Origin of the sequence: Umezawaea endophytica (assembly GCF_025061645.1) — a bacterium.
GTDB classification, from domain to species: Bacteria; Actinomycetota; Actinomycetes; order Mycobacteriales; family Pseudonocardiaceae; genus Umezawaea; species Umezawaea endophytica.
In genome coordinates, this window is record NZ_JANYMP010000040.1 from 21,165 (window position 1) to 46,547 (window position 25,383).

The window sequence follows — 25,383 nt, forward strand, 5'->3', positions numbered from 1 at the left end:
AACTCGCCCGGCAGTTCATCGCTTCGCCCCTCGGCCCTGCGGGCCGCCCGCCAATCTTGGAGAACTTTCAACTGAGACGCAAGGACCATTCACCTAACGTGAGCCCGCGTCACTAGAGACTTAGGACCCCTCTACGACCACCCACAGGACGGTGATCAGGCAGTACACCGATATTCCGCGCGACCGCGATTCACCCGGTCGGCCTAGTCAGACCGACCGGGTGACGTGGCGCTAACGCAGGGTGGCGCCGTGCCGCTCGGCCAGCGAGGCCACGGCGGCGTCCCGCGCGGCGGTGGCCTCCTCGACCGTCAGCGTGCGGTCCGGCGCGCGGAACCGCAGCGCGTACGCCAGCGAACGCTTGCCCTCGCCCACCTGCTCGCCCGTGTAGACGTCGAACAGCCGGATGTCCTCCAGGAGGTCACCGCCGCCCGATTCGAGCACAGCGGAGACCTCAGCGGCGGGCACGGCCGCGTCGACGACGACCGCGACGTCGAGCAGCACCGGCGGGTACGCCGAGATGATCGGCGCGGGCCGGTTGTCGTTCAGCGGCAGCGCGTCCAGGTCCAATTCCATCGCGACCGTGCGCTTGGGCAGCCCGAGCGCCTCGACCACCTTCGGGTGCAGCTCACCGGCGTGGCCCACGGGCCAGTCGCCGACGCGCAGCTCGGCGCAGCGGCCGGGGTGCCATGGGGCGAGGTCGGACGCGACCACGCGCAGCGTGACGCCGTACGCCTTGCCGACGAGCTTCGCGGCCTCGACCGCGTCCGCCCAGTCGGCCTGGCGGCCCTTGCCCCACCAGCCCGCGTGCTCGCGGTGCCCGGCCAGCACGACGGCGACGTGCACCGGCTGCTGCGGCAGCGCCGCGAACATGGACGCCACCTGCGCGTCGGTCGGCCGCTCGGCCACGCCGACGTCCGGCACCGGCACCTGCTGGGTGCGCGGCAGCGTGACCTGGGCGATGTTGAACAGCGCCACGTCCTTCTGGCCGCGCGCGAGGTTGCGCTGCACCGCGTCCAGCAGGCCGGGCAGCAGCGTGGTCGCCAGCGCGTGCTTCTCCGCCTCGAGCGGGTTCAGCACGCTGACCACGTTGCGGCGCGAGTCGTCCGGGATCAGCCCGAACGAGTCGAACACCGCGGGCGAGATGAACGGGAACGGCAGCACCTCGGTGTAGCCGTCCTCGGCCAGCGCGCGGGAGACCGTGCGGCGGCGGCGCTGCTGCTCGGTCAGGCCCCGACCGGCCGGGGCGGGCGGCAGCGTGGACGGGATCGTCTCGAAGCCCTCCAGCCGCAGCACCTCCTCGACCAGGTCGGCGGGCTGCACGAGGTCCGAGCGCCACGTCGGCGGCGTCGCGGTGACCAGGGTCGTGCCGTCATCGCCGGTGCTGACCTCGACCTGGCAGCCGATCTGGCCGAGCCTGCGCGCGGTCACGCCGCGGGCGTAGCGCACGCCCGCGACGCGGTCCGGCAGGTTGATCGGCATGGTGACCGGGCCGGGCAGCTCCGGCGAGCCGACGTCGGTGCGGCCGGGCTTGATCGAGCCGTCGCCGTAGAGGTGCAGCAACTTCGCCGCGCGCTCCAGGGCCACCGGGGACAGCGCCGGGTCGACCGTGCGCTCGTAGCGCTTCGCCGCCTCGCTGGGCAGCTTGTGCCTGCGCACGGTGCGGGCGATGGTCGCCGGGTCCCAGATGGCGGCCTCCAGCAGGATGTCGCCCGTCTTGTCGCCGACCTCGGTCGACGCGCCGCCCATGACACCGGCCATGGAGATGACGCCGCTGTCGTCGGTGATGACGATGTCGTCCGCGTCGAGGACGCGCACGGTGTCGTCGAGCGTGGTGAGCTTCTCGCCCGCCTTCGCGCGCCGCACGACCAGGCCGCCGCGGACCTTCGAGGCGTCGAACGCGTGCAGCGGGTGCCCGAGTTCGATCATCACGTAGTTGGTCACGTCGACCGGCAGCGAGATCGAGCGGATGCCCGCGAGCATCAGCCTGCGGCGCATCCACCACGGCGTCGGCGCCGTCGGGTCGACCCCGCTGACCTGGCGCGCGACGAACCGGGCGCAGCCCGCGCCGTCCTCGAGGTGGACGGGCCACACCTCGCCCTCGGCCTCCGGGACCTCGACCACGGCCGGGTCGCCGAACGCCACGTCGAACGCGCAGGCGATCTCGCGGGCGAGTCCGCGCACCGAGAACGCGTAGCCGCGGTCGGGCGTGGGCGTGACCTCCAGGACGGTGTCGTCCAGGCCGAGCAGCTCCACGGCGTCGTCACCGGGCTGGGCGGTGCCGCTGGGCAGCACGAGGATGCCCGAGTGGTCGTCGCCGAGACCCAGCTCCGAGGCGGAGCAGATCATGCCGTCGCTGGTGTGCCCGTACGTCTTGCGCGCGGAGATGGTGAAGTCGCCGGGCAGGACCGCGCCGGGCAGCGCCACGACGACCGTGTCGCCCTCGACGAAGTTCGTCGCGCCGCAGACGATGCCGTTGACCTGGTCGGGACCGACCTCGACCTGGCAGTAGCGGATGGGCTTCTTGAACTCCGTGAGCTCGGTGATCTCGACGACCCGCGCGGCGACGATCGGACCGGTGACGGGCCCGAGCGGGCGCACGTCGTCGATCTCCATGCCGATCCGGATGAAGGCGTCGGCCAACTCCTCCGGCGTGGGCGCCTCGGCGAACTCGAGGTGCTCGGTCAACCAGCTAACCGGAATACGCACCGGTCAGGCCTCCGTTCCGAAGGGCAGGGTGAAGCGGACATCGCCCTCGACCATGTCGCGCATGTCGGGCAGGCCGTTGCGGAACTGCAAGGTGCGTTCGAGGCCCATGCCGAAGGCGAAGCCCGAGTAGACGTCCGGGTCGACACCGGTGGCGCGCAGGACGTTCGGGTTGACCATGCCGCAGCCACCCCACTCGACCCAGCCAGCGCCGCCCTTCTTCTCCGGGAACCACACGTCCACCTCGGCGGACGGCTCGGTGAACGGGAAGAAGTGCGGGCGCAGCCGCGTCTTCGAGCCCTCGCCGAACATGGACCGCGCGAACGCGTCCAGGGTGCCCTTGAGGTGCGCCATGGTGAGGCCCTCGTCGATGGCGAGGCCCTCGACCTGGTGGAACACCGGCGTGTGCGTGGAGTCCAGCTCGTCCGTGCGGAACGTGCGGCCGGGGCACACCACGTAGATCGGCGGCTTGCGCTCCAGCATCGTGCGGGCCTGCACCGGCGAGGTGTGCGTGCGCAGCACCAGGCCCGAGTCGGCGGGCGCGACGTAGAACGTGTCCGACATCGTGCGCGCCGGGTGGTCCTTGCCGAAGTTCAGCGCGTCGAAGTTGAACCACTCGGTGTCGAGCTCGGGGCCTTCGGCCACCTCGTAGCCCATGGCCACGAAGACGTCGGCCACCCGCTCGGCGAGCGTGGTGATCGGGTGGCGGGCGCCGCGCGGCGTCCGGTCCCACGGCAGCGTGACGTCGACGGACTCCTCGCGGAGCACGTGCTCGTCCCGCTCGGCCTGCAACACGACGAGGCGTTCCTCGAACGCCTTCTTCACGGCGGCCTGGGCCACGTTGACCCGCTTGCCCGCCTCGGCTTTCGCCTTGGGCGGCAGCGCGCCGATCTCGCGGCGCGCGAGCAGCACGGGCGACCGGTCGCCGACGTGGGCGGGCTTCAGCGCGGCGAGGGCGTCGAGGTCGGCCGCGGCGGCGAACGCCTCCTGGGCCTTCTGCACGGCCGCGTCGAGGGCCTCCGGCGCGAGCGCCGCGACCTCCTTGGGGTCGTACGGGTCGTTTGCTCCGGACATGGTTGGTGGACAGCTCCCGTTGGGCACGTCGCGGATAGGCGGAATCGACTCCACCACCCGACACGCGGCGGAGCAGGCCGATAGTAGGCGATCAGCCGAACGGACTTCTCCCGCGTGCCGCCCGTGCGCCCAGCGGGCGATCTGTGACGTCAGCGGAACGGGTGACGGCCGCCACGAATCCACCCGACCCGGAATGCCGCTCCCCAGGTCACGGTCTCGCGTCCGGCCACGGGCCCCGTGCGACCAGGTCGAGCACCGATTCGGCGGTGGGCTCGACCGCGGTGGCGGCCCTCGCGTCGCGGAACCGCCGCTCCACGCCGAGGTCCCGGCGGAACGCCGCGTCGCCGCACAGCTTCATGGCGAGGTCCGTCACCGTGAGGACGGCGTCCGCGGCGGCGAGCGTGAGCTGGCAGACCTTCCGCCTGGCCCGTTCGGGCTCCCAGCCGTGCGCGGCCACCGCGTCGTCGTGCAGGACGCGGACGGCGTCGGTGCGCAGGCGCATCCGGGCGAGGTCGGCGGTCCGGTCCCGGCGGTGCTCGAGGGTGGCGGCGAGGGCGCCTTCCATCAGGCCGAGGGCGACGGAGGAGCCGAGCAGCGCGAACCACGGCAGTGCGTCGTGCAGCACGGTGTCGAGGCCCGCGCCGTCGGCCCCGAGTCGGCAGCTCGCGGGCACCCGGACGGGGTCGGCCCAGACCGTGGTGGAGGCGCCGCCGCGCAGGCCGATGCCGTCGTGGGACGCGGGGACGAGCAGGTCGGGGGCCTGTCCGGAGACGAGCCACAGGGTGGACGTGCCCTTGGCGGTGACCGGTTGCGAGGACCAGACGTAGCTGTCGGCCTCGCCCGCGGAGACCACCCACGTCTTGCGGTCGTGCAGGGAGACGACGTCGCCGCGCTGCCGGGCGGTGCCGGTCGGGGTGAGGAGGTCGCCGGTCCCGAACACCGCGAGCGTGCTCAGGTGCCGCCCGGCGGCGACCTCGGCGCGGAGGGCGCGGTCGCCGTGCCGGTTCAGCACGGCGACCGCGGCGAAGTGCGAGCGCAGGACGGTCGCGGTGCCGCCGCAGTGGCGGGCGACCTCCTCCACGACCCGGCTCGCCTCCGCCGGTCCCTGTCCGCCGCCGCCCAGGCCGCGCGGGACCGTCATGCCGAGGATCCCGGCGCGGCCGAACGCCTCGACGGCCGCGCGCGGGAACCGGTGGCCGCGGTCGGTCTCGACCGCGGCGGGGGCGACGACGGTCCTGGTGATCCGGGTGAGGTCGGAGCGGAGCGACATCGTCCTCCCCTTCGGGGTCAGGTCGGCGGGTAGAGCGAGTAGGACGGGAAGTTGCCGTACAGCCGCTCGCCGGACGGCCCCTCCGTGACGGCGTGCACCAGCAGCGCGCCACCGACGAACGCGCCGCGCCACGACGCGCCCCGGCCGCCGAAGACCTCGTCGCGGTCGCCGCGCGAGCGCGGTTTGTTGATGCCGACCTTGAACGCCTGGAGGTCGGCGGCCAGCCTCCTGGCCGTGGCCTGGTCGTCGCACGCCAGCGTGGCCACGAGGGCACCGTTGCTGGCGTTCATCGCGGACAGCAGTTCGGCTTCCGTGTCCACGAGGACGATCGTGTCGACGGGTCCGAACGGCTCGGCGTGGTGCAGGGGTGAGGAGCGCGGCGGCGAGAGGATCGCGGTCGGCGGCAGGTAGGCGGCGGTCTGCTGGCCGGGCAGGAAGCGGCCGTCGGCGAGCGACCCGCGGTAGAGCGGGACACCGCCCATCCGCACTGCCTCGTCCACCACGTCGGCCAGCTCCTTGGCCTTCGCGTCGGTGATCAGCGGGCCGAAGTCCAGTTCCGGCAACGGGTCGTCCGGGTGTTCGACCGCCAGCGGGTGGCCGAACGCGACCCCGCGCACGGCGGGCAGGTAGACGGCCAGGAAGCGGTCGAACAGCTCCCGCTGCACGACGTAGCGCGGGTAGGCCGTGCAGCGCTGCTTGGCGTAGTCGAACGCCTTGCGGATCTGCGGGCCGAGGCTGTCCCAGTCGCCGAACTCCCAGATGCCCCAGCAGTTCAGGCCCTCCTGCTCCAGGACGTGCCGCTTGTCGGAGTCGACCAGGCTCGCCACGATCTCGCCGCCGACCCCGCGCCCGCCGACGAACGAGAGGCAGCCGATGTCCGGCGAGCCGACCAGCACCGGCGACAGCTCGCCGCCGCTGCCGCTGATCAGCGTCAGCGGCAGGCCGTGGCGGGACGCCAGCGCGGTCGCCAGCGTCAGGCAGCTCACGCCGCCGTCGGTCGGCGCCTTGGCGATGACCGCGTTGCCCGCGAGGACCTGCACGAGCATCGCGTGCACCAGCACGCTCATCGGGTAGTTCCAGCTCGCGATGTTGCTGACCGGGCCGCTCAGCGGCGCGCGGCCGTCCAGCATCGGGTCGATCTCCTCGACGTACCAGCGGACCCCTTCGACGCACCGGTCCACGTCGGCGGTCGCGAGCCGCCACGGCTTGCCGATCTCCCAGACCAGCAGCAGGGCCAGCAGGTCGCGGTGCGCCTGGAGGTCGTCCAGCGCGGCCGTGACGCGGGCCTTCCGCTGTTCCAGGGGGACTTCGGCCCACACGCGGTGGTCGTCGACCGCGGCGGCGACGGCGGCTCGGGCGCTGCCCGCGTCGAGTCGGGGTGGTCCGGCGACGGTGGTGCCGTCGACCGGGGACGTGGCCGGGCTGGGGAAGCCCTCGCGGCGCCAGCGGCCGCCGTAGAAGTTGAGGAGCCGGTCGTCGTGGAACGCCTCCGGGGCGATCTCGGCGCAGCGGGCGTACAGCTCGCGCCACGACGTTCCCGGTTTGAGGATCAAGGACATGTGCGGACCTCCCGGTCTAGCGGTTCTGCACGTGCTGCCACCCGAAACGGCCCTTGATGCAGAGGTTGCCGTGGGTCACCGAGCTGTCGTGCGGTGACGTGACCTTGACGATCTCGTTGTCCTGCACGTGGAGCGTGAGGTTGCAGCCGACGCCGCAGAACGTGCAGATGGTCGTGGTCTCGGTCTGCCGCTCCTCGTCCCACGTGCCGTTCTCGCGCCGGTCGTGCTCGGCCTTGAAGCTCAGCGCGCCCGTCGGGCACACCTCGACGCAGTTGCCGCAGTACACGCAAGCGCTTTCCGGCAACGGGTTCGCAAACTCGGTGGAGATCCGCGCGTCGAAACCGCGGCCCGCGACCGTGATGGCGAAGGAGTTCTGCCACTGGTCGCCGCACGCGTCGACGCACTTGTAGCAGAGGATGCACTTGCCGTAGTCGCGCACGTAGAGGTCGTTGTCGACCTTGACCGGCTGCCGCACGGTCGCCGCGGTCATCCCGTCCGGGACCTCGTGCTCGCCCGGCTGCCGGTGGTCGCGGTCGTCGCTCGGCGGCGCGGGCGGGCCGAAGCGCTCGGGCTCGGCGCCGGTTTCCTCCAGCCAGCCCTTGACCTCCGGCGTGGTGGACAGGTCGGTCGCCGACGCCAGCAGCTCCAGCACGACCTTGCGGCTGGTCTTCGTGCGTTCGGTGTCGGTGCGCACGACCATGCCGGGTTCGACCTTGCGCGAGCACGACGGCACTAGCGTCCGCGAGCCCTCGACCTCCACCATGCAGACGCGGCAGGCGTTCGCGGGTTGCAGCGTGTCGCCCTGGCAGAGCGTGGGGATCTTCGTGCCCGCCGCCGTGCAGGCGTCCAGGATCGTGGCGTTCTCGGGCACCCGCACGGGTTCGCCGTCCAGCTCGAACTCGACGAGCCTGCGCGGCAACCCGATGTCGATGGCGGTCATGCGCGCTTTCCCCTCTCCAGCGGCTTCTCCAGGGCTCCTAGCCGGTCGATGGCCGACTCGATGGCGTTCCACGCCGTCTGGCCGAGCCCGCAGATGGACGAGTCCCGCATGACCTGGCCGACCTCGCGCAGCACCAGCAGGTCGTCGCCGCCGGTGCTGAGCTTCTTCCCGCCGACGACCCGGTGCAGCGCCTCCTCCTGGCGCACGGTGCCGATGCGGCACGGCACGCACTGCCCGCACGACTCGTCGCGGAAGAACGCGGCGATGCGCAGCAGGAACCCGCCGAGGTCGGCGGTGTCGTCCAGCACCAGCACCACCCCCGAGCCCAACGTGGTGCCCGCGGCGCGCGCGTCCTCCATTGTGAGCTTGAGGTCCAGCTCGTCGGGCCGGACGAACCCGCCCGCCGCGCCGCCGAGCAGGATCGCCCGCAGCTCGCGGCCCTCCGGCACACCACCCGCGAGTTCCAGCAGCTCGCCGAGGGTCGCGCCGAACGGGACCTCGTAGACGCCGGGCCTGCGAACGTTGCCCGACAGGCAGAACAGCTTCGAGCCGGACGAGCCCGCCGTGCCGATCCGGGCGTAGGCCTCGCAGCCCTCGGTGAGGATCAGCGGGATGTTGACCAGCGTCTCCACGTTGTTGACCACGGTCGGCTTGCCGAACAGCCCCTGCTCTACCGGGAACGGCGGTTTGCTGCGGGGTTCGCCGCGGAAGCCCTCGATCGAGTTGAAGATCGCGGTCTCCTCGCCGCAGATGTACGCGCCCGCGCCGCGCCTGATCTCGATGTCGAACGAGAAACCCTGGTGCCCCATGATGTTCTCGCCGAGGAAGCCGCGCTCGCGGGCCTTCGCGATGGCGTTCTCCAGCAGGTGCAGCGCCTTCGGGTACTCGCCGCGCAGGTACAGGTAGCCCTTGGCGCAGCCGGTGGCGAACGCCGTGATGGTCATCGCCTCCACCAGCGCGAACGGGTCGCCCTCGATCAGCACGCGGTCCTTGAACGTGCCCGGCTCGCTCTCGTCCGCGTTGCACACCAGGTAGTGCGGCCGGACCGGCTGCCGCGCCGTGGCGTCCCACTTGCGGCCGGTCGGGAACGCCGCGCCACCGCGCCCCATCAGCTTCGAGTCCGAGACCTCGCGGATCACGCCGACCGGGCCGAGCAGCAGCGCGTTGCGCAGGCCCGAGTACCCGCCGGTGGCGCGGTAGTCGTCCAGGCTGGTCGGGTCGACGACCCCGATCCGCTTGAGCAGCCGCAGACCGCCGTCCCCCTGCTGGGGAACCAGTGTCGGGACGTCCACAGTGGAGGGACCGAGCGTGGCGACCTCCACCAGCGCCTCCGACGCGACCGGCGCCAGTAGCTGCTCGGTCGCGGGCTCGCCCGCCTGGAACACCAGCGCGGCGGGCGCGCGTTCGCAGACGCCGAGGCACGGGCTGCGCAACCACGTGACGTCACCGGTCTTGCCGCTCGCCGGGCCGAACGCGTCGGTGAGCGCGTCGGTCAGCCGTTCCGCGCCGTTGACCTTGCAGGCCAGGTCGACGCAGGCGTGCACGACCCGCTTCGGCCGTTCCACCAGGGAGAACAGCGAGTAGAAGCTCGCGACGCCGTACGCGTCGGCGGGCGGCACCTCCAGCGTCCGGCAGATGTGGTTGAGCGCGCCCTGGCTGATCCAGCCGACCCGGTCGTTGACCGCGTGCAGCGCGGGCAGCAGCAGGTCCCGCGACGGCGCCTGCCCGGCGACCGCCGCGTCCACGGCGGCCCGCTCGTCGTCGGTGGGCGTGGAGCTGAGGAACTGGAGGTCCACGGTGACTCCTCACGCTGGTTCAGACGGGCACGACGGTGAACCGGTCGTCCTCGGTGATCCCCGGCGGCAGCTTCTCCACCCGGATCGCGGACGCCTTGTACTCGGCGGTGCCCGCGATCGGGCAGGTCGCCTCGATGGTGATCGAGTTGACGTCGATCTCGTCCGGGAAGTGGAACGTCATGAACGCCAGCCCCGGCCTGAGCCCGTCGTCGATCCGGACCGGCGCGACGATCGCGCCGCGTCGTGACGAGATCTGCACCAACTCGTCCTGGCGCACGCCAAGCAGTTCGGCGTCCTCCTGGCACAGGTCGAGCGTTTCCCCGCGCCGCAGCGGCGACTCGAACCCGCTCGACTGCACACCGGTGTTGTAGGAGTCCAGCCGTCGGCCGGTGGTGAGCCGCAACGGGAACTCGTCGGAGAGCAGGTCGACCGGCGGGCTGTGGTCCAGCACCGAGAACGGCGCGGGCCGCCCGCGCTTGGCCGGGTCCTCCTCCCACAGCCGACCGTGCAGGAAGCTCGGCTCGATCGTGTCCTCGCTGTAGCAGGGCCACTGGATCCCACCGAGGTCGGCGAGCCGCTGGTAGGTCATCCCGGCGTGCATCGGCGAGAGCTGCCGCAGCTCGTCCCACACCTGTTCGGCGCTGGTGTAGTCCCACTCGTCGTGCCCGAGCCTGCGGGCCAGGTCGCAGAGGATCGCGATGTCGTCCCGCGCTCCTTCGGGCGCTTCGAGTGCTTTGCGCACGCGTTGGACGCGGCGCTCGCTGTTGGTGAAGGTGCCGTCGGTCTCGCACCAGGCGGCAGAGGCGGGCAGCACGACGTCCGCGAGCTGCGCGGTCTTGGTGAGGAAGATGTCCTGCACCACCACGTGGTCCAGGTTCGACAGGCGTTTGCGCGTGTGCTCCGAGTCGGCCTCGGACTGCACCGGGTTCTCGCCGATGATGTACACGCAGGTCATGTCCCCGCGTTCCATCGCCTCCAGCATCTGGGTGAGGTTCTGGCCCTTGTACGGCGGGATGGTCGAGCCCCACAGCGCGTCGTACTTCGCGCGGACCTCGGGGCTGAGGATGTCCTGGAACCCCGGCAGCCGGTCCGGGATCGCCCCCATGTCACCACCGCCCTGCACGTTGTTCTGCCCGCGCAACGGGTTCAGGCCCGCCCCGTAGCGGCCGACGTGCCCGCAGAGCAGCGCCAGGTTGATCAACGACAGCACGTTGTTGGTGCCGTTGTGGTGCTCGGTGATCCCGAGCGTCCACGACATCTGCCCGCGGTCGGCGCGCGCGTAGGCGTGGGCCAGTTCCCGGATCAGCTCCTTCGGCACCCCGGTGACCTCTTCGGCGACCTCCAGCGTCCACGGCTCGACCGACGCCTTGAACTCGGCGAACCCCTCGGTCGCCCGCTCGATGAACGCCTCGTTCGCCAACCCGGAGTGGATGATCTCCCGCGCGACGGCGTGCGCCAACGGGATGTCCGTGCCCACGTGCAGTTGGAGCCACCGGTGCCCCCACTTCGCGGTGCTCGTCTTCCGCGGGTCGACCACGAAGAGCTTCGCCCCCTTGTGCACCGCTTTCAGCACGTGCTGGAAGAAGATCGGGTGCGCTTCCCGCGCGTTAGACCCCCACAGCACCACCACGTCGGCGTCCTCGATCTCCCGGTACGACGACGTCCCACCACCGCTGTCGAACACACGGGCCAACCCGGCGACGCTGGGCGCGTGACAGGTGCGGTTGCAGGAGTCCACGTTGTTGGTCCCGATCACCGCACGGGTGAACTTCTGCGCCACGTAGTTCATCTCATTGGTGGCCCGCGCACACGAGAACATCCCGAACGCGTCCGGCCCCTTCGCAGCGACGTTCCGCCGAAACCCCTCAGCCGCCCGCTCCAACGCCTCTTCCCAACCGGCAGGCCTCAACACCCCGTGCTCCCGCACCAACGGCTCGACCAGTCGCACGTAGGGCTCACTCTTCCTGCGCCTCATCGGCAGACCTCCACACACGTCGCTGATCGTCGACTGTATGCAACATACGTTATTCGAGTGATCGCGGGAAGGGAAGGGGGAAGGGCGGTGAAGGCTGGCCGGGTGGGCGGAATCTGGGCGAAACCGGAGGGTGGGGTCGGGGTTGGGCCGGGGCTGGGGTTAGCAGGTGGCGCTGAGTCGGACCATGGGGCTGGCGCTAGAAGGTGGCACCGAGTTGGGCCAAGGGGTTAGGACTGGCACGTGGCACCAAGTCGGGCCAAGGGGTCGGGGCTAGAAGGTGGCGCCAAGTCGGACCAAAGGGCTGGGGCTAGAAGGTGGCACCGAGGCCAGCCTCAGGGGGGTGGGGCAAGAACTGCTGCCGGGCCACCAACGCAACCAAAGCCAGAACCAACCAATGACCCACCACCACACCACAGCCACGACAACGCTCGCCCCACCCGACAACCACCTCACACCCAACAACCACCAACACCCGCGCCACCGACCAACCGCCGACACCGCGCCTCAGCCACTCGCCCCCGCCGCACCACCGACCAACCGCACCGCAGACGCCACGCCCCAACCACTCCACCGCCGCATCACCAACCAACCGTCTGAAACCAGACCCAGCCACCTGCCTGCCGCGCCACCGACCGGCAGGCACCCCTCTCCCCCGCCACCCCTCTCCCCCGCCACCCTGCCCTGCCGCCCTGCCCTGCCCTCAGCCCGTTCGCGGATGTTCCGCCCGCCAAGGCACCTTCCCGCCCTGACGAGCGAAACCACCCACCGAGGCACGTGCCCCACGGTGCGAATCCCTCAAGCCGTAGGCACCACAGCGGCCGTGGTGCGGTTCAGCAGGTCGATCGCCGCGTACACGTTCCGCAACGCAGGCGCCGGAATCCGGGTCAGGTCGGCGATTTCCACCACCGCGCCGATGATCGCGTCGATCTCGAGCGTCTTCCCGGCCTCCAGGTCCTGCAACATCGACGTCTTGTGGTGCCCCACCCGCTGCGCCCCGTCGATCCGCTTCTCGATGGACATCTCGGGGTTGCTCCCGGCGGCGCGGGCGATGGCCACGGTCTCGGCCATCATGTCGGCGACCAACCGGCGGGTGTCCTGGTGCGCGCAGATCTCCGCCATCGTCGCCCTGGTCAACGCGCTCAACGGGTTGAACGCCACGTTCCCCATCAGCTTGATCCAGATGTCATCCCTCAGGTTGGACTCCACCGGGCACTTCAGCCCGCCCGCGACCATCGCCTCGCTGAGCGCCAGGCACCGGTCCGACACCCCGCCGCCGGGCTCCCCGATGGAGAACCGGGTGCCCTCCAGGTGCCGGATGACGCCGGGGGCCTCGATCTCGGTGGAGCAGTACACGACGCAGCCGATCGCCCGACGGGTGTCGAGCACCGCGCTGACCGCCCCTCCCGGATCCACCGCCTCGATCCGCCGCCCCTCCAGCGGATGCCCCGTCAGCCCGTGGAAGTACCACCAGGGAATCCCGTTCTGCGCCGCGATCACCGACGTGTCCGGACCGAGCAGCGGCTTCAGCAACGGCCCGGCCGACGCGTACGAATGCGCCTTCAACCCGAGGAACACGTGGTCGACCTCCCCAACCTCCTCCGGATCGTCGGTGGCGTGCGGGTGTTCGGTGAAGTCCCCCCGCGGACTGAGCACCCGCACCCCGCGCGCCCGCAGCGCTTCCAGGTGCGGCCCCCGTGCCACCAGGTGGACCTCGACTCCAGCGCGATGCAGGGCAGCGCCCACATAGGCGCCGATCGCTCCTGCTCCGAGAACGGCGACTCTCATGTCCTGCCTCATCTCTGCGTGATTGCATACAGTATACTGAATAACCTGGACAACACCAGGCCATCGCGCACGAAACGCAATCGGGTGATTACCCAGAGTCCGACATCGGCGACAATTGACCCGGTTGACGATCAACGTGACGTACCGCACCTGAACTTTGCATACAACAACCTGTATGCTGAAACCATTCATCCGACGAGCGAGGAGGTGGCCATGAACCAGCCGACACCGTTCCCCGGCGACGTGACCACCGGACGCCGCGGTTCGCGAGCCGCGTTGAGCGGCGCCGCGGCCAAGCGCGTGGAGCGACCGGCACCGCTGCGCCAGGCGGTGTACGAGGCGCTGATCGACCTGATCGTGAACCGCACCCTCCAGCCCGGCCAACACCTGGTCGAGGTGGAGCTGGCCGAGTACCTCGGGGTCAGCAGGCAGCCGGTGCGCGAGGCGCTCCAACGCCTCCAGACCGAGGGCTGGGTCGACCTGCGGCCCGCGCAGGGCGCGTTCGTGCACATGCCGACCGAGGAAGAGGCCGACCAGCTCCTCAGCGTCCGCGCGGTGCTGGAGACGCACTCGGCCCGCCTCGCGGCGGAACGCGCCGAGGAAGCCGACGTCGACCACCTGTGGGAACTCCAGGCGAGGGGCCAGGCCGCCGTCGAGGTCAACGACATCGACGGCGTCGTGGCCGCCAACGCCGCACTGCACGCGTTCGTCACCAAACTGTCCGGCAACACCGTGCTCGCCGAGATGATCGGCATGGTCGACCGCCGCGTGCGGTGGTACTACACGCCGATCGCGGGCAGGCGCGGCGCGGACTCCTGGATCGAGCACGCCGACCTGATCCGGGCCATCTCCGCGAAGGACGTCGAACTCGCGGGCACGATCATGACCCAGCACACCGACCGGACCCGGCAGGCGTACCACGACCGGCCTCGGGGCGATCGGGCGTAACAACAGCGGTGGCACCAGCACCTACCTCCACGAGGGCGGTGATGGTCACCACTACCGCCCACATTGCATACGAAAGCCTGTATTCTGAATCCATCAGGGCAGGGTCAGCGTCGACCCGAGGAGCCCCCACCCGGCACGTCAGGCCTGGAAGGGCCATCGTTGACGGGAGGGCGCGCACCCGAAACCAACCGTCCACAGTGGACGGATCACAGTGAGGAGAAGATCATGGGAAACCGGTTCACCGAAGCGTTCCGCCGTCCGCGCGGGTTCTCCGCCGACGGCCGCGTGCTGGGTCTCGGCCTGGCGACCGCCATGGAGGCGCAGCGCCGCAAGGACGAGTCCGTCACCGACGTCGAGGACTACCTCCGCGAGACCGCCGCGAAGGACCAGGGCAGCTCGGCGATGCACTGACACCGCGTCCACGAGCACCAGGGCAGCCAAGACGGCCGAGGCGGCTCAGCGGTTCGGCGCAGAACAGCCACGACGGTTCAGCACAGAGCCCCCGCGACCACCACCGCCGCCGCGGCGGTTCGGCACCGCGGCGGGCAGGGTCGGCGGTGGCGCGGCAGCCGGGCGGTGCGGTACCGGCACCGCCTCCGCGCCGGGTGGGGCGCGGAGGCAGGCTTGCACGTCCGGTGGAAGAACAGCCGGGTGGTGGACTGAGCGGCACCACCCGACCGTCCGTCATCCTCCGCTCCGCGACTCCGCTTCCCTCATCACGGCCGCGGCGCGACGTCGGGTCCCGACGAGGCTCGCGACCGTGGTGACCAGCAGGGTCACGACGATCACGCCGAGGGACAGCGTGATCGGCACCTCCGGCGCCCACGGGACGCCGTGGTGGTGCAGGGCCTCGAAGATCAGCTTGAGGCCGATGAACGCGAGCACGAAGGCCAAGCCCTTGCTCAGGTAGATGAGCCGGTCGAGCAGCCCGCCCACGAGGAAGAAGAGCTGGCGCAGCCCCATGAGGGCGAACGCGTTGGCCGTGAACACCAGGTACGGCTCCTTGGTGAGCCCGAAGATCGCCGGGATCGAGTCGACGGCGAACAGCAGGTCCGTGGTGCCGACCGCGACCATCACGATCAGCATCGGCGTGACGACCCGCCGCCCACCGACGCGGGTGGTGATCGCCGCGCCGCGGTAGCCGTCCGAGGTCGGCACCACCCGCCGCACCAGGCGCAGCGCCGCGTTCTCGGAGAACTCGGCCTCGCCAGACGACTCGTCCTGCCTCAGCAGCTTCCACGCCGTGAACACGAGGAAGGCGCCGAAGACGTAGAAGAGCCAGTCGAACCGGGAGATCGCGCTCGCTCCCGCCACGATGAAGACCGCCCGCAGCGCCAGCGCCAGCACGATGCCGACGAGCAGCACCTTCTGCCGGTACTCGCGCGGCACGGCGAACCTGGACATGATCAGCACGAACACGAACAGGTTGTCGACGCTGAGCGAGTACTCCGTGATCCAGCCCGCGAAGAACTCCCCGCCGTACCGACCGCCCGCGAACAGCGTGACCCCGAGGCCGAAGACGACGGCCAGCGACACGTAGCCGAGCACCCACAGCAGTGATTCCCGGAACGAGGGGTCGCGCGGATTCCGTGCCACGAGCCAGAAGTCGAACGCGATCACGGCCACGAGCCCGCCGATGGTCGCCAGCCACACCCAGGTGTGCAGGTCCATGCTCAAGCCTTTCCGGCGCGGGACGGATGTCGGGACCGCCTGCGCTCACGGGCTTCCGCCAACGCCGCCGCGTGCGCGACGTACCGCTCGAACAGCTCGGCTGCCGCTGGGTTACCCGTTCGCACGCGCCTCATCCACCCCGGCGCGATCCGCTCGTGCAGCCAGAGGAACCCGATGGCCCAGCCGACGCTCACCATCGCCTGGTACGCCAGGAACCCGAGCAGGTCGGACGGCAGACCCGGTGCGCCGCCGAGGATCCACCCGGACAGCACCTCGTGCGCCAGTCGCGCCAACGGGAAGCCGACGAACCAGAACAGCGCGGCGGGTGCGAAGACCCCGATCCGGACCTTCCCCGATCCGACCAGCACGCCGTAGATCCCGCCGAGCACGGCCAGCGGCACGCCGAGGGTCAGCGCGGTGACCATCGCCCACCCCGGTGGCTGCCCCACCACCAGCGCCAGCGCGCCCGCCACGAAGCCCGCCGTCATGCCGACGACCGCGCCGGGCACGGCCAGTTCGCCGAGTCGTCTCACCTGTGCGATGGCCATGTCAGCCGACCACGACGCCGAACTTGACCAGGCTGAAGATGAGCATCCCCAGGTAGAACACCGCACCGAACCCGATGATCAGGTTCGTGACCAGCTTGGGGCGGATGGGTTTCGGCAGCATCCTGTTGTTCACCAGCAGGAGCACGACGCAGTAGGCGCCCATCGCGAACGTCGACAGGAACGCGAGCACGTCGAGGATCGCGCCCGGCCCGTCGGCGGGACCCCACAGCAGGATCACGATGCCGAACAGGATGACGCCCCAGAGGAACCCGGCGTAGAGCTTGGAGACGCCGAACTTCTTGGCACCGGGCACGAAGTGGTACGCCATGTCGGACTGGCCGCGGGAGAACGAGTCGAACAGGCCCAGCGTGGCGTTGAGGCCGATCAGCGCGATGAACCCGAGGAACACGCCGCCGAGCACCGATCCGCCCGCCGAGGCGAACGCGTCGGACATGGCGTTGAGCGCCGCTTCGCGCTCGCCGGACTCGATGAGCCCCTTCACGTCCGGGCTCTGCCGCGACGCGGCCTGGGCGAGCACGGTGAAGGAGATCGTGACGAGCATCGTGATGCCCCAGAACAGCAGCAGCGCGTCGAACGTGACCCAGCGCCGCCAGCCCTTCCACTTCTTCATCTCGTCCGCGTCGGACGTGTCGAACATGAAGCCGCGGGACGGCATCTCCTCCTCTTCGCCCGCGTGCCGGAGTCCGCGCACCTTCGGGATGTGCGCGCCCATGCCGGCGCCGCTGTCGCGCAGGTGCAGCGTGTACCACATCTGCTGCATGCCGGACGGGCCCGCGAACGCGATCGAGCCGACGATGATCGGGAACCACGCGGCCGACATCGCCTGCTCGGGGAAGTACCCGAAGTGGAACATCCCGGTGATCGTGGAGACGACGTCCGACCACTGGCCGACCATCGCCGCGACGACCGACGTGCTCACGACGAGCAGACCGATCAGCATGGCCAGGACGTTCTCCAGCAACGGGTAGATGACCCTGGCCATGCTGAAGAGGATGCCGACGAGCACCAGGCCCACGCAGGCCGAGACCACCCAGGGGATACCGGTGATCCTCTCCAGCGCGGCCGCACCGGCCGAGAGGTGGCCAGGCCAGATGTAGACGAGCATCGCGACCACGAAGAAGAACCACATGATCGGCTTGAACACGCGCGCGGCGCCGAAGAAGATGCTCTCCCCGGTGGCCATGGCGTAGCGGGCCATCTCCAGCATCACGACCGCCTGGAGCGTGACGCCGATGAGGAACAGCCACCGGATCTCGGGCCCGAACAGCAGCACGAGACGGGGCCACATGTACGACTCCCCCATGCCGACGCCGAGCGCGACGAGGAAGACGGTCGGTCCTAGCAGGTGGATGGAAGGTGGTGCGTCGGGCAACTTGCGGATGGGCATCGGTTCCAGTCGCCCCGCTGGCCACACCCGCTCGACCGAGGGCGGAGGGGTCACTCCGCTCTCGGACGAGCTTGCGGCCGGGGCGTTCGACGAGTCCACGGTTGGGCCTCCCACGGGAGATGCGGAACTGGCTTCTCGACTGACCTCCAAGGCAGCGGTGGTCGGCGCTAGAGCAGCCGGGCGGACCGCGCCCAGCGGTACTTCGCGCCGAGGACCGCGACCGGCTTCTCGGTGGTGTACGGGTACGCGACGACGCCGTGCCGGTAGAGGTAGTCGCTGGCCTCTTCCACCTCGACGTCCCCGGAGAGCGAGGCGACGACCGGCTTGTCGATGCCGTTGCTCCGGTACTCCTCCACCACTTCGACCACGAGCTTCGCGAACACCATCGGCGGCGTGACGATCGTGTGCCAGTACCCCAGGATCAGGGCGTGGATCCGCTCGTCCGCCAACCCGAGCGCGATCGTGTTGCGGTAGGTCGACGGCGGTTCCCCGCCGGTGATGTCGACCGGGTTGCCCGCCGCGCCGAACGGCGGGATGAACTCCCGGAAGGCCGCGTCCAGGTCGTCCGGGATCTCCATGAGCGTCAGGCCGTTGTCCACGCAGGCGTCCGACAGCAGCACGCCGGAGCCGCCCGCGCCGGTGATGATGACGACGTTCTCGCCCTTGGGGGTGGGCAGCAGCGGGATGCCGCGCGCGTACTCCAGCATGTCGTTGAGGCCCGGTGCCCGGATGACGCCGCTCTGCCGCAGGATGTCGTCGTACACGCGGTCGTTGCCCGCGAGGGCCCCGGTGTGCGAGCTGGCGGCCTTGGCGCCCTGAGCGGTGCGCCCGGCCTTCAGCACCACGACGGGCTTCTTCGCCGACACGCGCTTGGCCGTCTCGGCGAACGAGCGCCCGTCCTTGAGGTCCTCCAGGTGCATCGCGATGAGCTGGGTGTTGGGGTCGGACTCGAAGAACGTCAGCAGGTCGTCCTCGTCGATGTCCGCCTTGTTGCCCACGCCCACGATGGACGACACGCCCATGCCCGCCGACCGGCTGAAGCCCAGGATGGCCATGCCGATGCCGCCGCTCTGCGACGTGAGCGCCACACCGCCCTTGACGTCGTAGGGCGTGCAGAACGTCGCCGACAGGTTCTCCGGCGTGTAGTAGTAGCCGTAGATGTTCGGTCCGAGTATCCGGGTGCCGTGCTTGCGGGCGATGGCCACGACCTCGTCCTGGAGCTCGTGGTTGCCGGTCTCGCCGAAGCCGGACGGGATCAGGATCGCGCCCGCCACGCCCTTGGCGCCGACCTCCTCCAGCGCCTGCGGCACGAACCTGGCCGGGATGGCGAACACCGCGACGTCGATGTCGCCCGGCACGTCGGTGATGCTCTTGAACGCCTTGCGGTCCATGATCTCGGTGGCCTTGGGGTTGATCGGGTAGATCTCCCCCGCGTAGCCGCCGTCGACCAGGTTCCTCATCACCGAGTTGCCGATCTTGCCCTCCTCCGCCGACGCGCCGATCACGGCGACGGCGACGGGCCGCATGACGCGGTTCATCGAGGCCAGGATCTCGTCCTGGGTGAAGCGGTGCGGCACCTTCGCCGCGTCCGCGTCGACCAGGATCCGCACGTCGACCGCGGTCGCGCCGGTCGGCGTGGCGAGCACGGGGTTCAGGTCGACCTCGGCCAACTGCGGGAAGTCCGTGACGAGGTCGGACACCCTGGTGATGAGGTCGGCGAGGGCTTTGCGGTCCACACCGGGGTTTCCGCGCACGCCGCGCAGGATCTCCGCGGCGGCGATCCCGTCGACCATCGACGCGGCGGTCTCGGAGTCGGTCGGCGCGAGCCGGAACGTCACGTCCTTGAGCACCTCGACCAGGATGCCGCCGAGGCCGAACGCGACGATCTTGCCGAACGTCTCGTCGGTGACCGCTCCGACGATGACCTCCTGGCCCTCGGTCAGCATCTGCTGCACCTGCACGCCGACGATCTTCGCATCCGCCCGGTAGGCCTTGGCGTTGTCGACGATCGTCCGGAAGCCCTCGGCCACCTGGGAGGCCGTCTTCAGGCCGACGAGCACGCCGCCCGCCTCGGTCTTGTGCAGGATGTCCGGTGAGACGATCTTGAGGACGACCGGGAGGCCGATCTCCTCGGCCATCGCGACGGCCATCTCCGACGAGACCGCGAGAGCCTCCTCCGGCGTCTTGATGCCGTAGGCGTCGCAGACCCGCTTGCCCTCGGGCGCGGTCAGCGAGTCGCGGCCGTCGGCGCTCACCGCCCTGAGCACTCCCTCGACCGCCGCGCGGTCGTAACCCGTTGCTGTGTCAGGCATGTCCGGCTGTCTCCTCGGGTATCAGATGACGCCTGCGGTGCGGAGCTCGCCGAGCTGCTCGGGGCTGTAGCCCAGTGCGCCCAGCACTTCGTCGTTGTGCTCACCGAGCAGCGGCGAGGTCTCGATGTCGACCGGCGAGTCGGACAGCTTGATCGGGCAACCGACGGTCTTGAACGAGCCGCGCTGCGGGTGCGGCACCTCGACGACGGTGCCGATCGCCGCGAGCGTCTCGTCCTCGATCAGCTCCTTGGTGGACAGGATCGGCCCGCACGGGACGTTGTGGGCGTTGAGCCGGTCCATCACCTCCCACTTGGTGTGCTTGAGCGTCCAGTCCTCGATCAGCGCGAACGCCTTGTCCAGTTTGGACAGACGAGCCTCCGGCGTCGCCCACTCCGGGTCGGCGCCGAGTTCCGGTTTGCCGATCAGCTCGGTGATGGGCTTCCAGCCGACGGGCTGGATGATCACGTAGATGTAGTCGTTCGGCCCGCCCGGCGCGCAGCGCACCGCCCAGCCGGGCTGGCCGCCGCCGGAGGCGTTGCCCGAGCGCGGGACGTCCTCGCCGAAGGACTCGTTGGGGTACTCGCCCAGCGGGCCGTGGGTGAGCCGCTGCTGGTCGCGCAGCTTGACCCGGCACAGGTTCAGCACCGCGTCCTGCATGGCGACCTGGACGCGCTGGCCGCGGCCGGTGGACGTCCGCTGGTACAGCGCGGCGAGGATGCCCGCCACCAGGTGGATGCCGGTGCCGGAGTCGCCGATCTGCGCGCCCGTCGCGGTCGGCGGGCCCTCCTCGAAGCCGGTGGTGCTCATCGAACCGCCCATGGCCTGCGCGATGACCTCGTAGGCCTTGAAGTCCGCGTAGCGGCCGGGGCCGAAACCCTTGATTGAGGCGTAGATCAGGCCGGGGTTGAGCTCGGACAGCCTCGCCCACGGGAACCCGAAGCGGTCGATCACGCCGGGGCCGAAGTTCTCCACCAGCACGTCGGTGTTCTCGACCAGCTTCGTGAACACCTCCTTGCCCTGCTCGCTCTTCATGTTCAGCGTGATGCTGCGCTTGTTGGCGTTGAGCATCGTGAAGTAGAGGCTGTCCACGCCGGGCATGTCCCGGAGCTGGCCGCGGGTGATGTCACCGCGGCCGGGGGTCTCCAGCTTCACCACGTCGGCGCCGAGCCACGCGAGGAGCTGCGTGGACGACGGTCCCGACTGGACGTGCGTCATGTCGAGGACGCGGACGCCCTCCAGTGCCTTTCCCATGGGGAAGTCCTCCCGCTAGAGGGGCGCGCGCTACTTGTACATGGTCTGGTTCATGGTTCCGGGCGCGTACGCGTCCGGATCGACCCAGACGTTGATCAGCGAGGGCAGCCCGGACTCGCGAGCGCGCCGGAGCGCGGGCGCGATGTCCTTGGGGTCGCGCACCTCCTCGCCGTAGCCGCCGAGCATCTTGGCGAACTGGTCGTACTTCACGTCGCCGAGCGTGTTGCCGACGCGTTCCCGCTCCACGCCGTACTTCTGGGCCTGGCCGTAGCGGATCTGGTTCATCGACGAGTTGTTGCCGACGATGCCGACGAACGGGAGGTCGTAGCGGACGAGGGTCTCGAAGTCCCAGCCGGTGAGGCTGAAAGCGCCGTCGCCGAACAGCGCGACGACCTCCTTGTCCGGGCGGGCGAGCTTGGCGGCGAGGACGAACGGGACGCCGACGCCGAGCGTGCCCAGCGGGCCGGGGTCCATCCAGTGGCCGGGGGACTTGGGCTGCACGACCTGGCCGGAGAACGTGACGATGTCGCCGCCGTCGCCGATGTAGATCGAGTCCTCGGTCAGGAACTCGTTGATCTCGTGCACCAGCCGGTACGGGTGGATCGGCGAGGCGTCGGACATCAGGTTGGGGAGCCTGCGCTGCCGCGCCTGCTCCTCCACGCCGTGCAGCTCCTCCAGCCACGCCTTGCGGCCCACGGCGCCGTTGTCGACCCGCCCGGAGGCCGCGGCGGCGACGGCGGACAGCACGAGGCCCGCGTCGCCGACGATGCCGAGGTCGATGTCGCGGTTCTTGCCGACGGTGCGGTAGTCCAGGTCGACCTGCACGACCGTCGCCTTCGCCGAGAGCCTGCGGCCGTAGCCCATCCGGAAGTCGAACGGCGTGCCGACGATGACGATCACGTCGGCGTTGTCGAACGCGTACCGGCGGGAGAGCTGGAAGTGGTGCGGGTCGCCGGGCGGCAGGCTGCCGCGGCCCGCGCCGTTCATGTAGGCCGGGATGTTGAGCTGCCGCACCAGGTCCACGGCCGCGTCGGTGGCGCGCGTCGTCCAGACCTGGCTGCCCAGCAGGATCGCGGGCTTCTTGGCGCCCACCAGGAGGTCCGCCAGCCGCTCCACGTCCGCGGGGTCGCCGCCGGAACGCGTGGAGGCGCGGTACCGGCCCTCCTCGGGGACGCGGGCCTTGTCCACGGGAACCTTGGCGTCCAGGACGTCGCGCGGGATCTCCAGGAACGACGGGCCAGGAGCGCCGTGGTAGCACTCGCGGAACGCCATCGACACCAGGTCGGCGATCCGCGCGGTGGCCGGGACGGTGGCGGCGAACTTGGTGATCGGCGTCATCATGTCGACGTGCGGCAGGTCCTGCAACGAGCCCATCTTGTGCTGGCTCAACGATCCCTGGCCGCCGATCAGCAGCATCGGGCTCTCCGCGCGGAACGCGTTCGCCACACCGGTGACCGCGTCGGTGGTGCCGGGGCCCGCCGTGACGACGGCGCAGCCGGGCTTGCCGGTGACGCGGGCGTACCCGTCGGCCGCGTGCGCCGCCACCTGCTCGTGGCGCACGTCGATGACCTTGATGCCCTCGTCGACGCAGCCGTCGTAGATGTCGATGATGTGGCCGCCGCACAGGGTGAAGATCGTGTCGATGCCCTCGGCCTTCAACGCCTTGGCCACCAGGTGTCCACCGGAGATCAGTTCCGGACCGGCCGGGGTGGGATCGGTCGGGGTGCCGTCGGTGCCGGGCGCAACGCTGCCGCCTGAGGCAGCCTCGGTCGCTGTCCGCGCCATAACTGGTCAACTCCTTAGTTCGCTCCACTCGGCCGGTCCGGCTGGCCGCTCCGGTGATGTTCTCTGTAGATTGCATACCGTATGGGGTAGGCATATAGTTACGCCTCGTTGGGGCCGATGTCCAGAGGGCGTCAGGAAGATTTCGGTGACGTGACCCGGTCGGCCCGTTATCCCTCCCAGACCGGTCGCCGCACGGGGTCCCACGCCCGTGCGGCCCGGTCGCGCGCAGAGAGGACGGCCGCCTTGGACCTCTACGAACACGAGGCGAGAGACCTGTTCGCCGCCCACGGAGTACCGGTGTCCGCCGGTCTCGTCGCCACGACACCCGAGGAGGCCCGCGCCGCCGCCACCGCGATCGGCGGGGCCGTGGTGGTCAAGGCGCAGGTCAAGACCGGTGGCAGGGGCAAGGCGGGCGGGGTGCGGTTCGCCCCGTCGCCCGACGACGCGGCGAGTGCGGCGGACGCGGTCCTCGGCATGGACATCAAGGGCCACACCGTCCACAAGGTGCTGGTGACCGCGGCCAGCGAGATCGCCCAGGAGTACTACTTCTCCTTCCTGCTGGACCGGGCGAACCGGACGTTCCTCGCGATGGCGTCCGTGGAGGGGGGCGTGGAGATCGAGGAGATCGCCGCGTCCACCCCCTCCGCGCTCGCCAGGGTCCCCGTCGACGCGCTCGCGGGCGTCGACCTCGCCAAGGCGCACGAGATCGTTGCGGCGGCGGGACTTCCGGTCGAGGTCGCACCGGTCGTCGTCGCGCTGTGGGAGGTGTTCGTCACCGAGGACGCCACCCTGGTCGAGGTGAACCCGTTGGCGCGCACCAAGACCGGTGAGGTGCTCGCCCTGGACGGCAAGGTGACCCTGGACGACAACGCCGCGTTCCGGCATCCGGGGCACGCCGCGTTCGCCGACGACCACGCGGGCGACCCGCTGGAACGGGCGGCGCGGGAGAAGGGCCTCAACTACGTCAAGCTCGACGGCGAGATCGGCGTCATCGGCAACGGCGCCGGGCTGGTGATGTCGACGCTGGACGTCGTGGCGCAGGCGAGCACCGAACTCGGCGGGTCGGGTCCGGCGAACTTCCTGGACATCGGCGGCGGCGCGTCGGCGCAGGTGATGGCCGACGGGCTGGAGGTCGTCCTCGGCGACCCCGGCGTGCGCAGCGTCGTCGTGAACGTCTTCGGCGGCATCACCGCGTGCGACGCCGTCGCGGACGGGATCGTGCGGGCCCTGGAGATCCTCGGCGACCAGGCGCGCAAGCCGATCGTCGTGCGGCTGGACGGGAACAACGTCGACGAGGGGCGGCGGATACTGAAGACCGCCGACCACCCGCTGATCACGTTGGCGGACACCATGGACGGCGCGGCCCACCAGGCGGCCTCGCTCGCGGCTCAGGGGGTGTGAGATGGCGATCTTCCTCAACGAGGGCAGCCGGGTCGTGGTGCAGGGCATGACCGGCTCCGAGGGCACCAAGCACACGCGGCGGATGCTGGCCGCGGGCACGAACGTCGTCGGCGGGGTGAACGCCCGCAAGGCCGGGCTGTCCGTCGACTTCGACGGCCGTTCGCTGCCGGTCTTCGGCGACGTGGCCGAGGCGATGGCGAAGACCGGCGCGGACGTGTCCGTGCTGTTCGTGCCGCCGAGGTTCGCCAGGGACGCCGTGGTCGAGGCCGTCGACGCGGGCATCGGGATGGCGGTGGTGATCACCGAGGGCATCCCGGTGCACGACACCGCCGCGTTCTGGGCGCACGCGGTGAGATCAGGGCGCACGCGGATCGTCGGACCGAACTGCCCCGGCGTCATCTCCCCCGGCAAGGCCAACGCGGGCATCATCCCGGCCGACATCACCAAACCCGGCGGCATCGGGCTGGTGTCGAAGTCGGGAACCCTGACCTACCAGTTGATGCACGAGCTGCGGGACTTCGGGTTCTCCACGTGCGTCGGGATCGGCGGCGACCCGATCGTCGGCACCACGCACATCGACGCCATCGCCGCGTTCGAGGAGGACCCGGACACCGAGCTGATCGTGATGATCGGCGAGATCGGCGGTGACGCGGAGGAGCGGGCCGCGGAGTTCGTGCGGGACAACGTGTCCAAGCCCGTCATCGGGTACGTCGCCGGGTTCACCGCGCCCGAGGGCAGGACGATGGGGCACGCGGGCGCGATCGTGTCCGGCTCGTCCGGCACGGCCGCGGCGAAGCAGGAAGCCCTGGAGGCGGCCGGGATCCGGGTCGGGCGGACGCCCGGTGAGGCGGCGGCGTTGGCGAGGGCCCTGCTGGAGGCGTGAACCTGCCGGGGCCCACCCGTCGCGGGTGGGCCCCGGCAGGGATTCGGGAGCGGGGGACGGCGCTCCCGAAAACC

The 25,383-nt window shown here is 70.5% G+C and carries 18 protein-coding genes; 4 read left to right on the forward strand and 14 right to left on the reverse strand.

The window, feature by feature from the left end:
* Positions 1-231: 231 nt before the first annotated feature.
* The 8 genes from pheT to NZH93_RS44915 all read right to left on the reverse strand — a co-directional run bounded on the left by pheT (position 232) and on the right by NZH93_RS44915 (position 13,102).
* A complete protein-coding gene (gene pheT / locus NZH93_RS44880) occupies positions 232-2,706 on the reverse strand; it encodes a phenylalanine--tRNA ligase subunit beta (RefSeq protein ID WP_259629468.1) in 2,475 nt (824 codons plus the stop codon).
* A gap of 3 nt (positions 2,707-2,709) precedes the next feature.
* Positions 2,710-3,777, reverse strand: a complete 1,068-nt coding sequence (locus NZH93_RS44885) for a phenylalanine--tRNA ligase subunit alpha (RefSeq protein ID WP_259629469.1) — start codon at positions 3,775-3,777, stop codon at positions 2,710-2,712.
* A gap of 208 nt (positions 3,778-3,985) precedes the next feature.
* Positions 3,986-5,047, reverse strand: a complete 1,062-nt coding sequence (locus NZH93_RS44890; RefSeq protein ID WP_259629470.1) for an acyl-CoA dehydrogenase family protein — start codon at positions 5,045-5,047, stop codon at positions 3,986-3,988.
* Between the two features lie 17 nt (positions 5,048-5,064).
* Complete coding sequence (locus tag NZH93_RS44895; RefSeq protein ID WP_259629471.1) at positions 5,065-6,606, reverse strand: aldehyde dehydrogenase family protein; 1,542 nt, start codon at positions 6,604-6,606, stop codon at positions 5,065-5,067.
* Positions 6,607-6,622: 16 nt separating this feature from the next.
* Positions 6,623-7,546 (reverse strand): 2Fe-2S iron-sulfur cluster-binding protein, encoded by a 924-nt coding sequence (locus NZH93_RS44900; RefSeq protein WP_259629472.1) that lies wholly within the window; start codon positions 7,544-7,546, stop codon positions 6,623-6,625.
* Positions 7,543-9,342: an NAD(P)H-dependent oxidoreductase subunit E gene (locus NZH93_RS44905; protein ID WP_259629473.1), complete on the reverse strand. Its 1,800-nt coding sequence runs from the start codon at positions 9,340-9,342 to the stop codon at positions 7,543-7,545. The genes NZH93_RS44900 and NZH93_RS44905 overlap by 4 nt, the downstream gene beginning before the upstream one ends.
* 19 nt (positions 9,343-9,361) lie before the next feature.
* Positions 9,362-11,317 carry a molybdopterin oxidoreductase family protein gene (locus tag NZH93_RS44910; protein WP_259629474.1) on the reverse strand — a complete coding sequence of 652 codons (1,956 nt, stop codon included), beginning with the start codon at positions 11,315-11,317 and terminating at the stop codon, positions 9,362-9,364.
* 795 nt (positions 11,318-12,112) lie between these two features.
* Entirely contained in the window at positions 12,113-13,102 is a 990-nt protein-coding gene (locus NZH93_RS44915) for a 2-dehydropantoate 2-reductase (RefSeq protein ID WP_259629475.1), read from the reverse strand.
* A 213-nt stretch (positions 13,103-13,315) separates the two neighbouring features.
* Here NZH93_RS44915 and NZH93_RS44920 point away from each other — a divergent pair, with 213 nt between their 5' ends.
* Together NZH93_RS44920 and NZH93_RS44925 are read left to right on the forward strand one after the other, a co-directional pair.
* Complete coding sequence (locus NZH93_RS44920; RefSeq protein WP_259629476.1) at positions 13,316-14,050, forward strand: GntR family transcriptional regulator; 735 nt, start codon at positions 13,316-13,318, stop codon at positions 14,048-14,050.
* Positions 14,051-14,275: 225 nt separating this feature from the next.
* Positions 14,276-14,461 carry a hypothetical protein gene (locus NZH93_RS44925; protein ID WP_259629477.1) on the forward strand — a complete coding sequence of 62 codons (186 nt, stop codon included), beginning with the start codon at positions 14,276-14,278 and terminating at the stop codon, positions 14,459-14,461.
* A 273-nt stretch (positions 14,462-14,734) separates the two neighbouring features.
* Here NZH93_RS44925 and NZH93_RS44930 read toward each other — a convergent pair whose 3' ends face one another.
* The 6 genes from NZH93_RS44930 to NZH93_RS44955 all read right to left on the reverse strand — a co-directional run bounded on the left by NZH93_RS44930 (position 14,735) and on the right by NZH93_RS44955 (position 23,025).
* Positions 14,735-15,721: a TerC family protein gene (locus NZH93_RS44930; protein ID WP_259629478.1), complete on the reverse strand. Its 987-nt coding sequence runs from the start codon at positions 15,719-15,721 to the stop codon at positions 14,735-14,737.
* Positions 15,722-15,723: 2 nt separating this feature from the next.
* Complete coding sequence (locus NZH93_RS44935) at positions 15,724-16,269, reverse strand: hypothetical protein (protein ID WP_259629479.1); 546 nt, start codon at positions 16,267-16,269, stop codon at positions 15,724-15,726.
* A gap of 1 nt (position 16,270) precedes the next feature.
* A complete protein-coding gene (locus NZH93_RS44940; RefSeq protein WP_259629480.1) occupies positions 16,271-17,677 on the reverse strand; it encodes an Nramp family divalent metal transporter in 1,407 nt (468 codons plus the stop codon).
* Between the two features lie 167 nt (positions 17,678-17,844).
* Positions 17,845-19,989 (reverse strand): acetate--CoA ligase family protein, encoded by a 2,145-nt coding sequence (locus NZH93_RS44945; protein ID WP_259629481.1) that lies wholly within the window; start codon positions 19,987-19,989, stop codon positions 17,845-17,847.
* A gap of 21 nt (positions 19,990-20,010) precedes the next feature.
* A complete protein-coding gene (frc, locus tag NZH93_RS44950) occupies positions 20,011-21,240 on the reverse strand; it encodes a formyl-CoA transferase (RefSeq protein WP_259629482.1) in 1,230 nt (409 codons plus the stop codon).
* A 30-nt stretch (positions 21,241-21,270) separates the two neighbouring features.
* Entirely contained in the window at positions 21,271-23,025 is a 1,755-nt protein-coding gene (locus NZH93_RS44955; protein ID WP_259629483.1) for a thiamine pyrophosphate-binding protein, read from the reverse strand.
* A gap of 243 nt (positions 23,026-23,268) precedes the next feature.
* On the opposite strand from NZH93_RS44955, the gene sucC reads away from it, so the two are divergent.
* A complete protein-coding gene (sucC, locus tag NZH93_RS44960) occupies positions 23,269-24,426 on the forward strand; it encodes an ADP-forming succinate--CoA ligase subunit beta (RefSeq protein WP_259629484.1) in 1,158 nt (385 codons plus the stop codon).
* Between the two features lies 1 nt (position 24,427).
* The gene (sucD, locus tag NZH93_RS44965; RefSeq protein WP_259629485.1) at positions 24,428-25,309 is read left to right on the forward strand and encodes a succinate--CoA ligase subunit alpha; all 882 of its coding nucleotides are present in this window, start codon (positions 24,428-24,430) and stop codon (positions 25,307-25,309) included.
* Positions 25,310-25,383 lie beyond the last annotated feature (74 nt).

What these genes read in the sequence shown, in the direction of transcription:
- NZH93_RS44885 (WP_259629469.1), bottom strand. Translation starts at nt 3,777, where the DNA reads ATGTCCGGAGCAAACGACCCGTACGACCCCAAGGAGGTCGCGGCGCTC.
- NZH93_RS44890 (WP_259629470.1), bottom strand. Translation starts at nt 5,047, where the DNA reads ATGTCGCTCCGCTCCGACCTCACCCGGATCACCAGGACCGTCGTCGCC.
- NZH93_RS44895 (WP_259629471.1), bottom strand. Translation starts at nt 6,606, where the DNA reads ATGTCCTTGATCCTCAAACCGGGAACGTCGTGGCGCGAGCTGTACGCC.
- NZH93_RS44900 (WP_259629472.1), bottom strand. Translation starts at nt 7,546, where the DNA reads ATGACCGCCATCGACATCGGGTTGCCGCGCAGGCTCGTCGAGTTCGAG.
- NZH93_RS44910 (WP_259629474.1), bottom strand. Translation starts at nt 11,317, where the DNA reads ATGAGGCGCAGGAAGAGTGAGCCCTACGTGCGACTGGTCGAGCCGTTG.
- NZH93_RS44915 (WP_259629475.1), bottom strand. Translation starts at nt 13,102, where the DNA reads ATGAGAGTCGCCGTTCTCGGAGCAGGAGCGATCGGCGCCTATGTGGGC.
- NZH93_RS44920 (WP_259629476.1), top strand. Translation starts at nt 13,316, where the DNA reads ATGAACCAGCCGACACCGTTCCCCGGCGACGTGACCACCGGACGCCGC.
- NZH93_RS44925 (WP_259629477.1), top strand. Translation starts at nt 14,276, where the DNA reads ATGGGAAACCGGTTCACCGAAGCGTTCCGCCGTCCGCGCGGGTTCTCC.
- NZH93_RS44930 (WP_259629478.1), bottom strand. Translation starts at nt 15,721, where the DNA reads ATGGACCTGCACACCTGGGTGTGGCTGGCGACCATCGGCGGGCTCGTG.
- NZH93_RS44935 (WP_259629479.1), bottom strand. Translation starts at nt 16,269, where the DNA reads ATGGCCATCGCACAGGTGAGACGACTCGGCGAACTGGCCGTGCCCGGC.
- NZH93_RS44940 (WP_259629480.1), bottom strand. Translation starts at nt 17,677, where the DNA reads ATGCCCATCCGCAAGTTGCCCGACGCACCACCTTCCATCCACCTGCTA.
- NZH93_RS44945 (WP_259629481.1), bottom strand. Translation starts at nt 19,989, where the DNA reads ATGCCTGACACAGCAACGGGTTACGACCGCGCGGCGGTCGAGGGAGTG.
- frc (WP_259629482.1), bottom strand. Translation starts at nt 21,240, where the DNA reads ATGGGAAAGGCACTGGAGGGCGTCCGCGTCCTCGACATGACGCACGTC.
- NZH93_RS44955 (WP_259629483.1), bottom strand. Translation starts at nt 23,025, where the DNA reads ATGGCGCGGACAGCGACCGAGGCTGCCTCAGGCGGCAGCGTTGCGCCC.
- sucD (WP_259629485.1), top strand. Translation starts at nt 24,428, where the DNA reads ATGGCGATCTTCCTCAACGAGGGCAGCCGGGTCGTGGTGCAGGGCATG.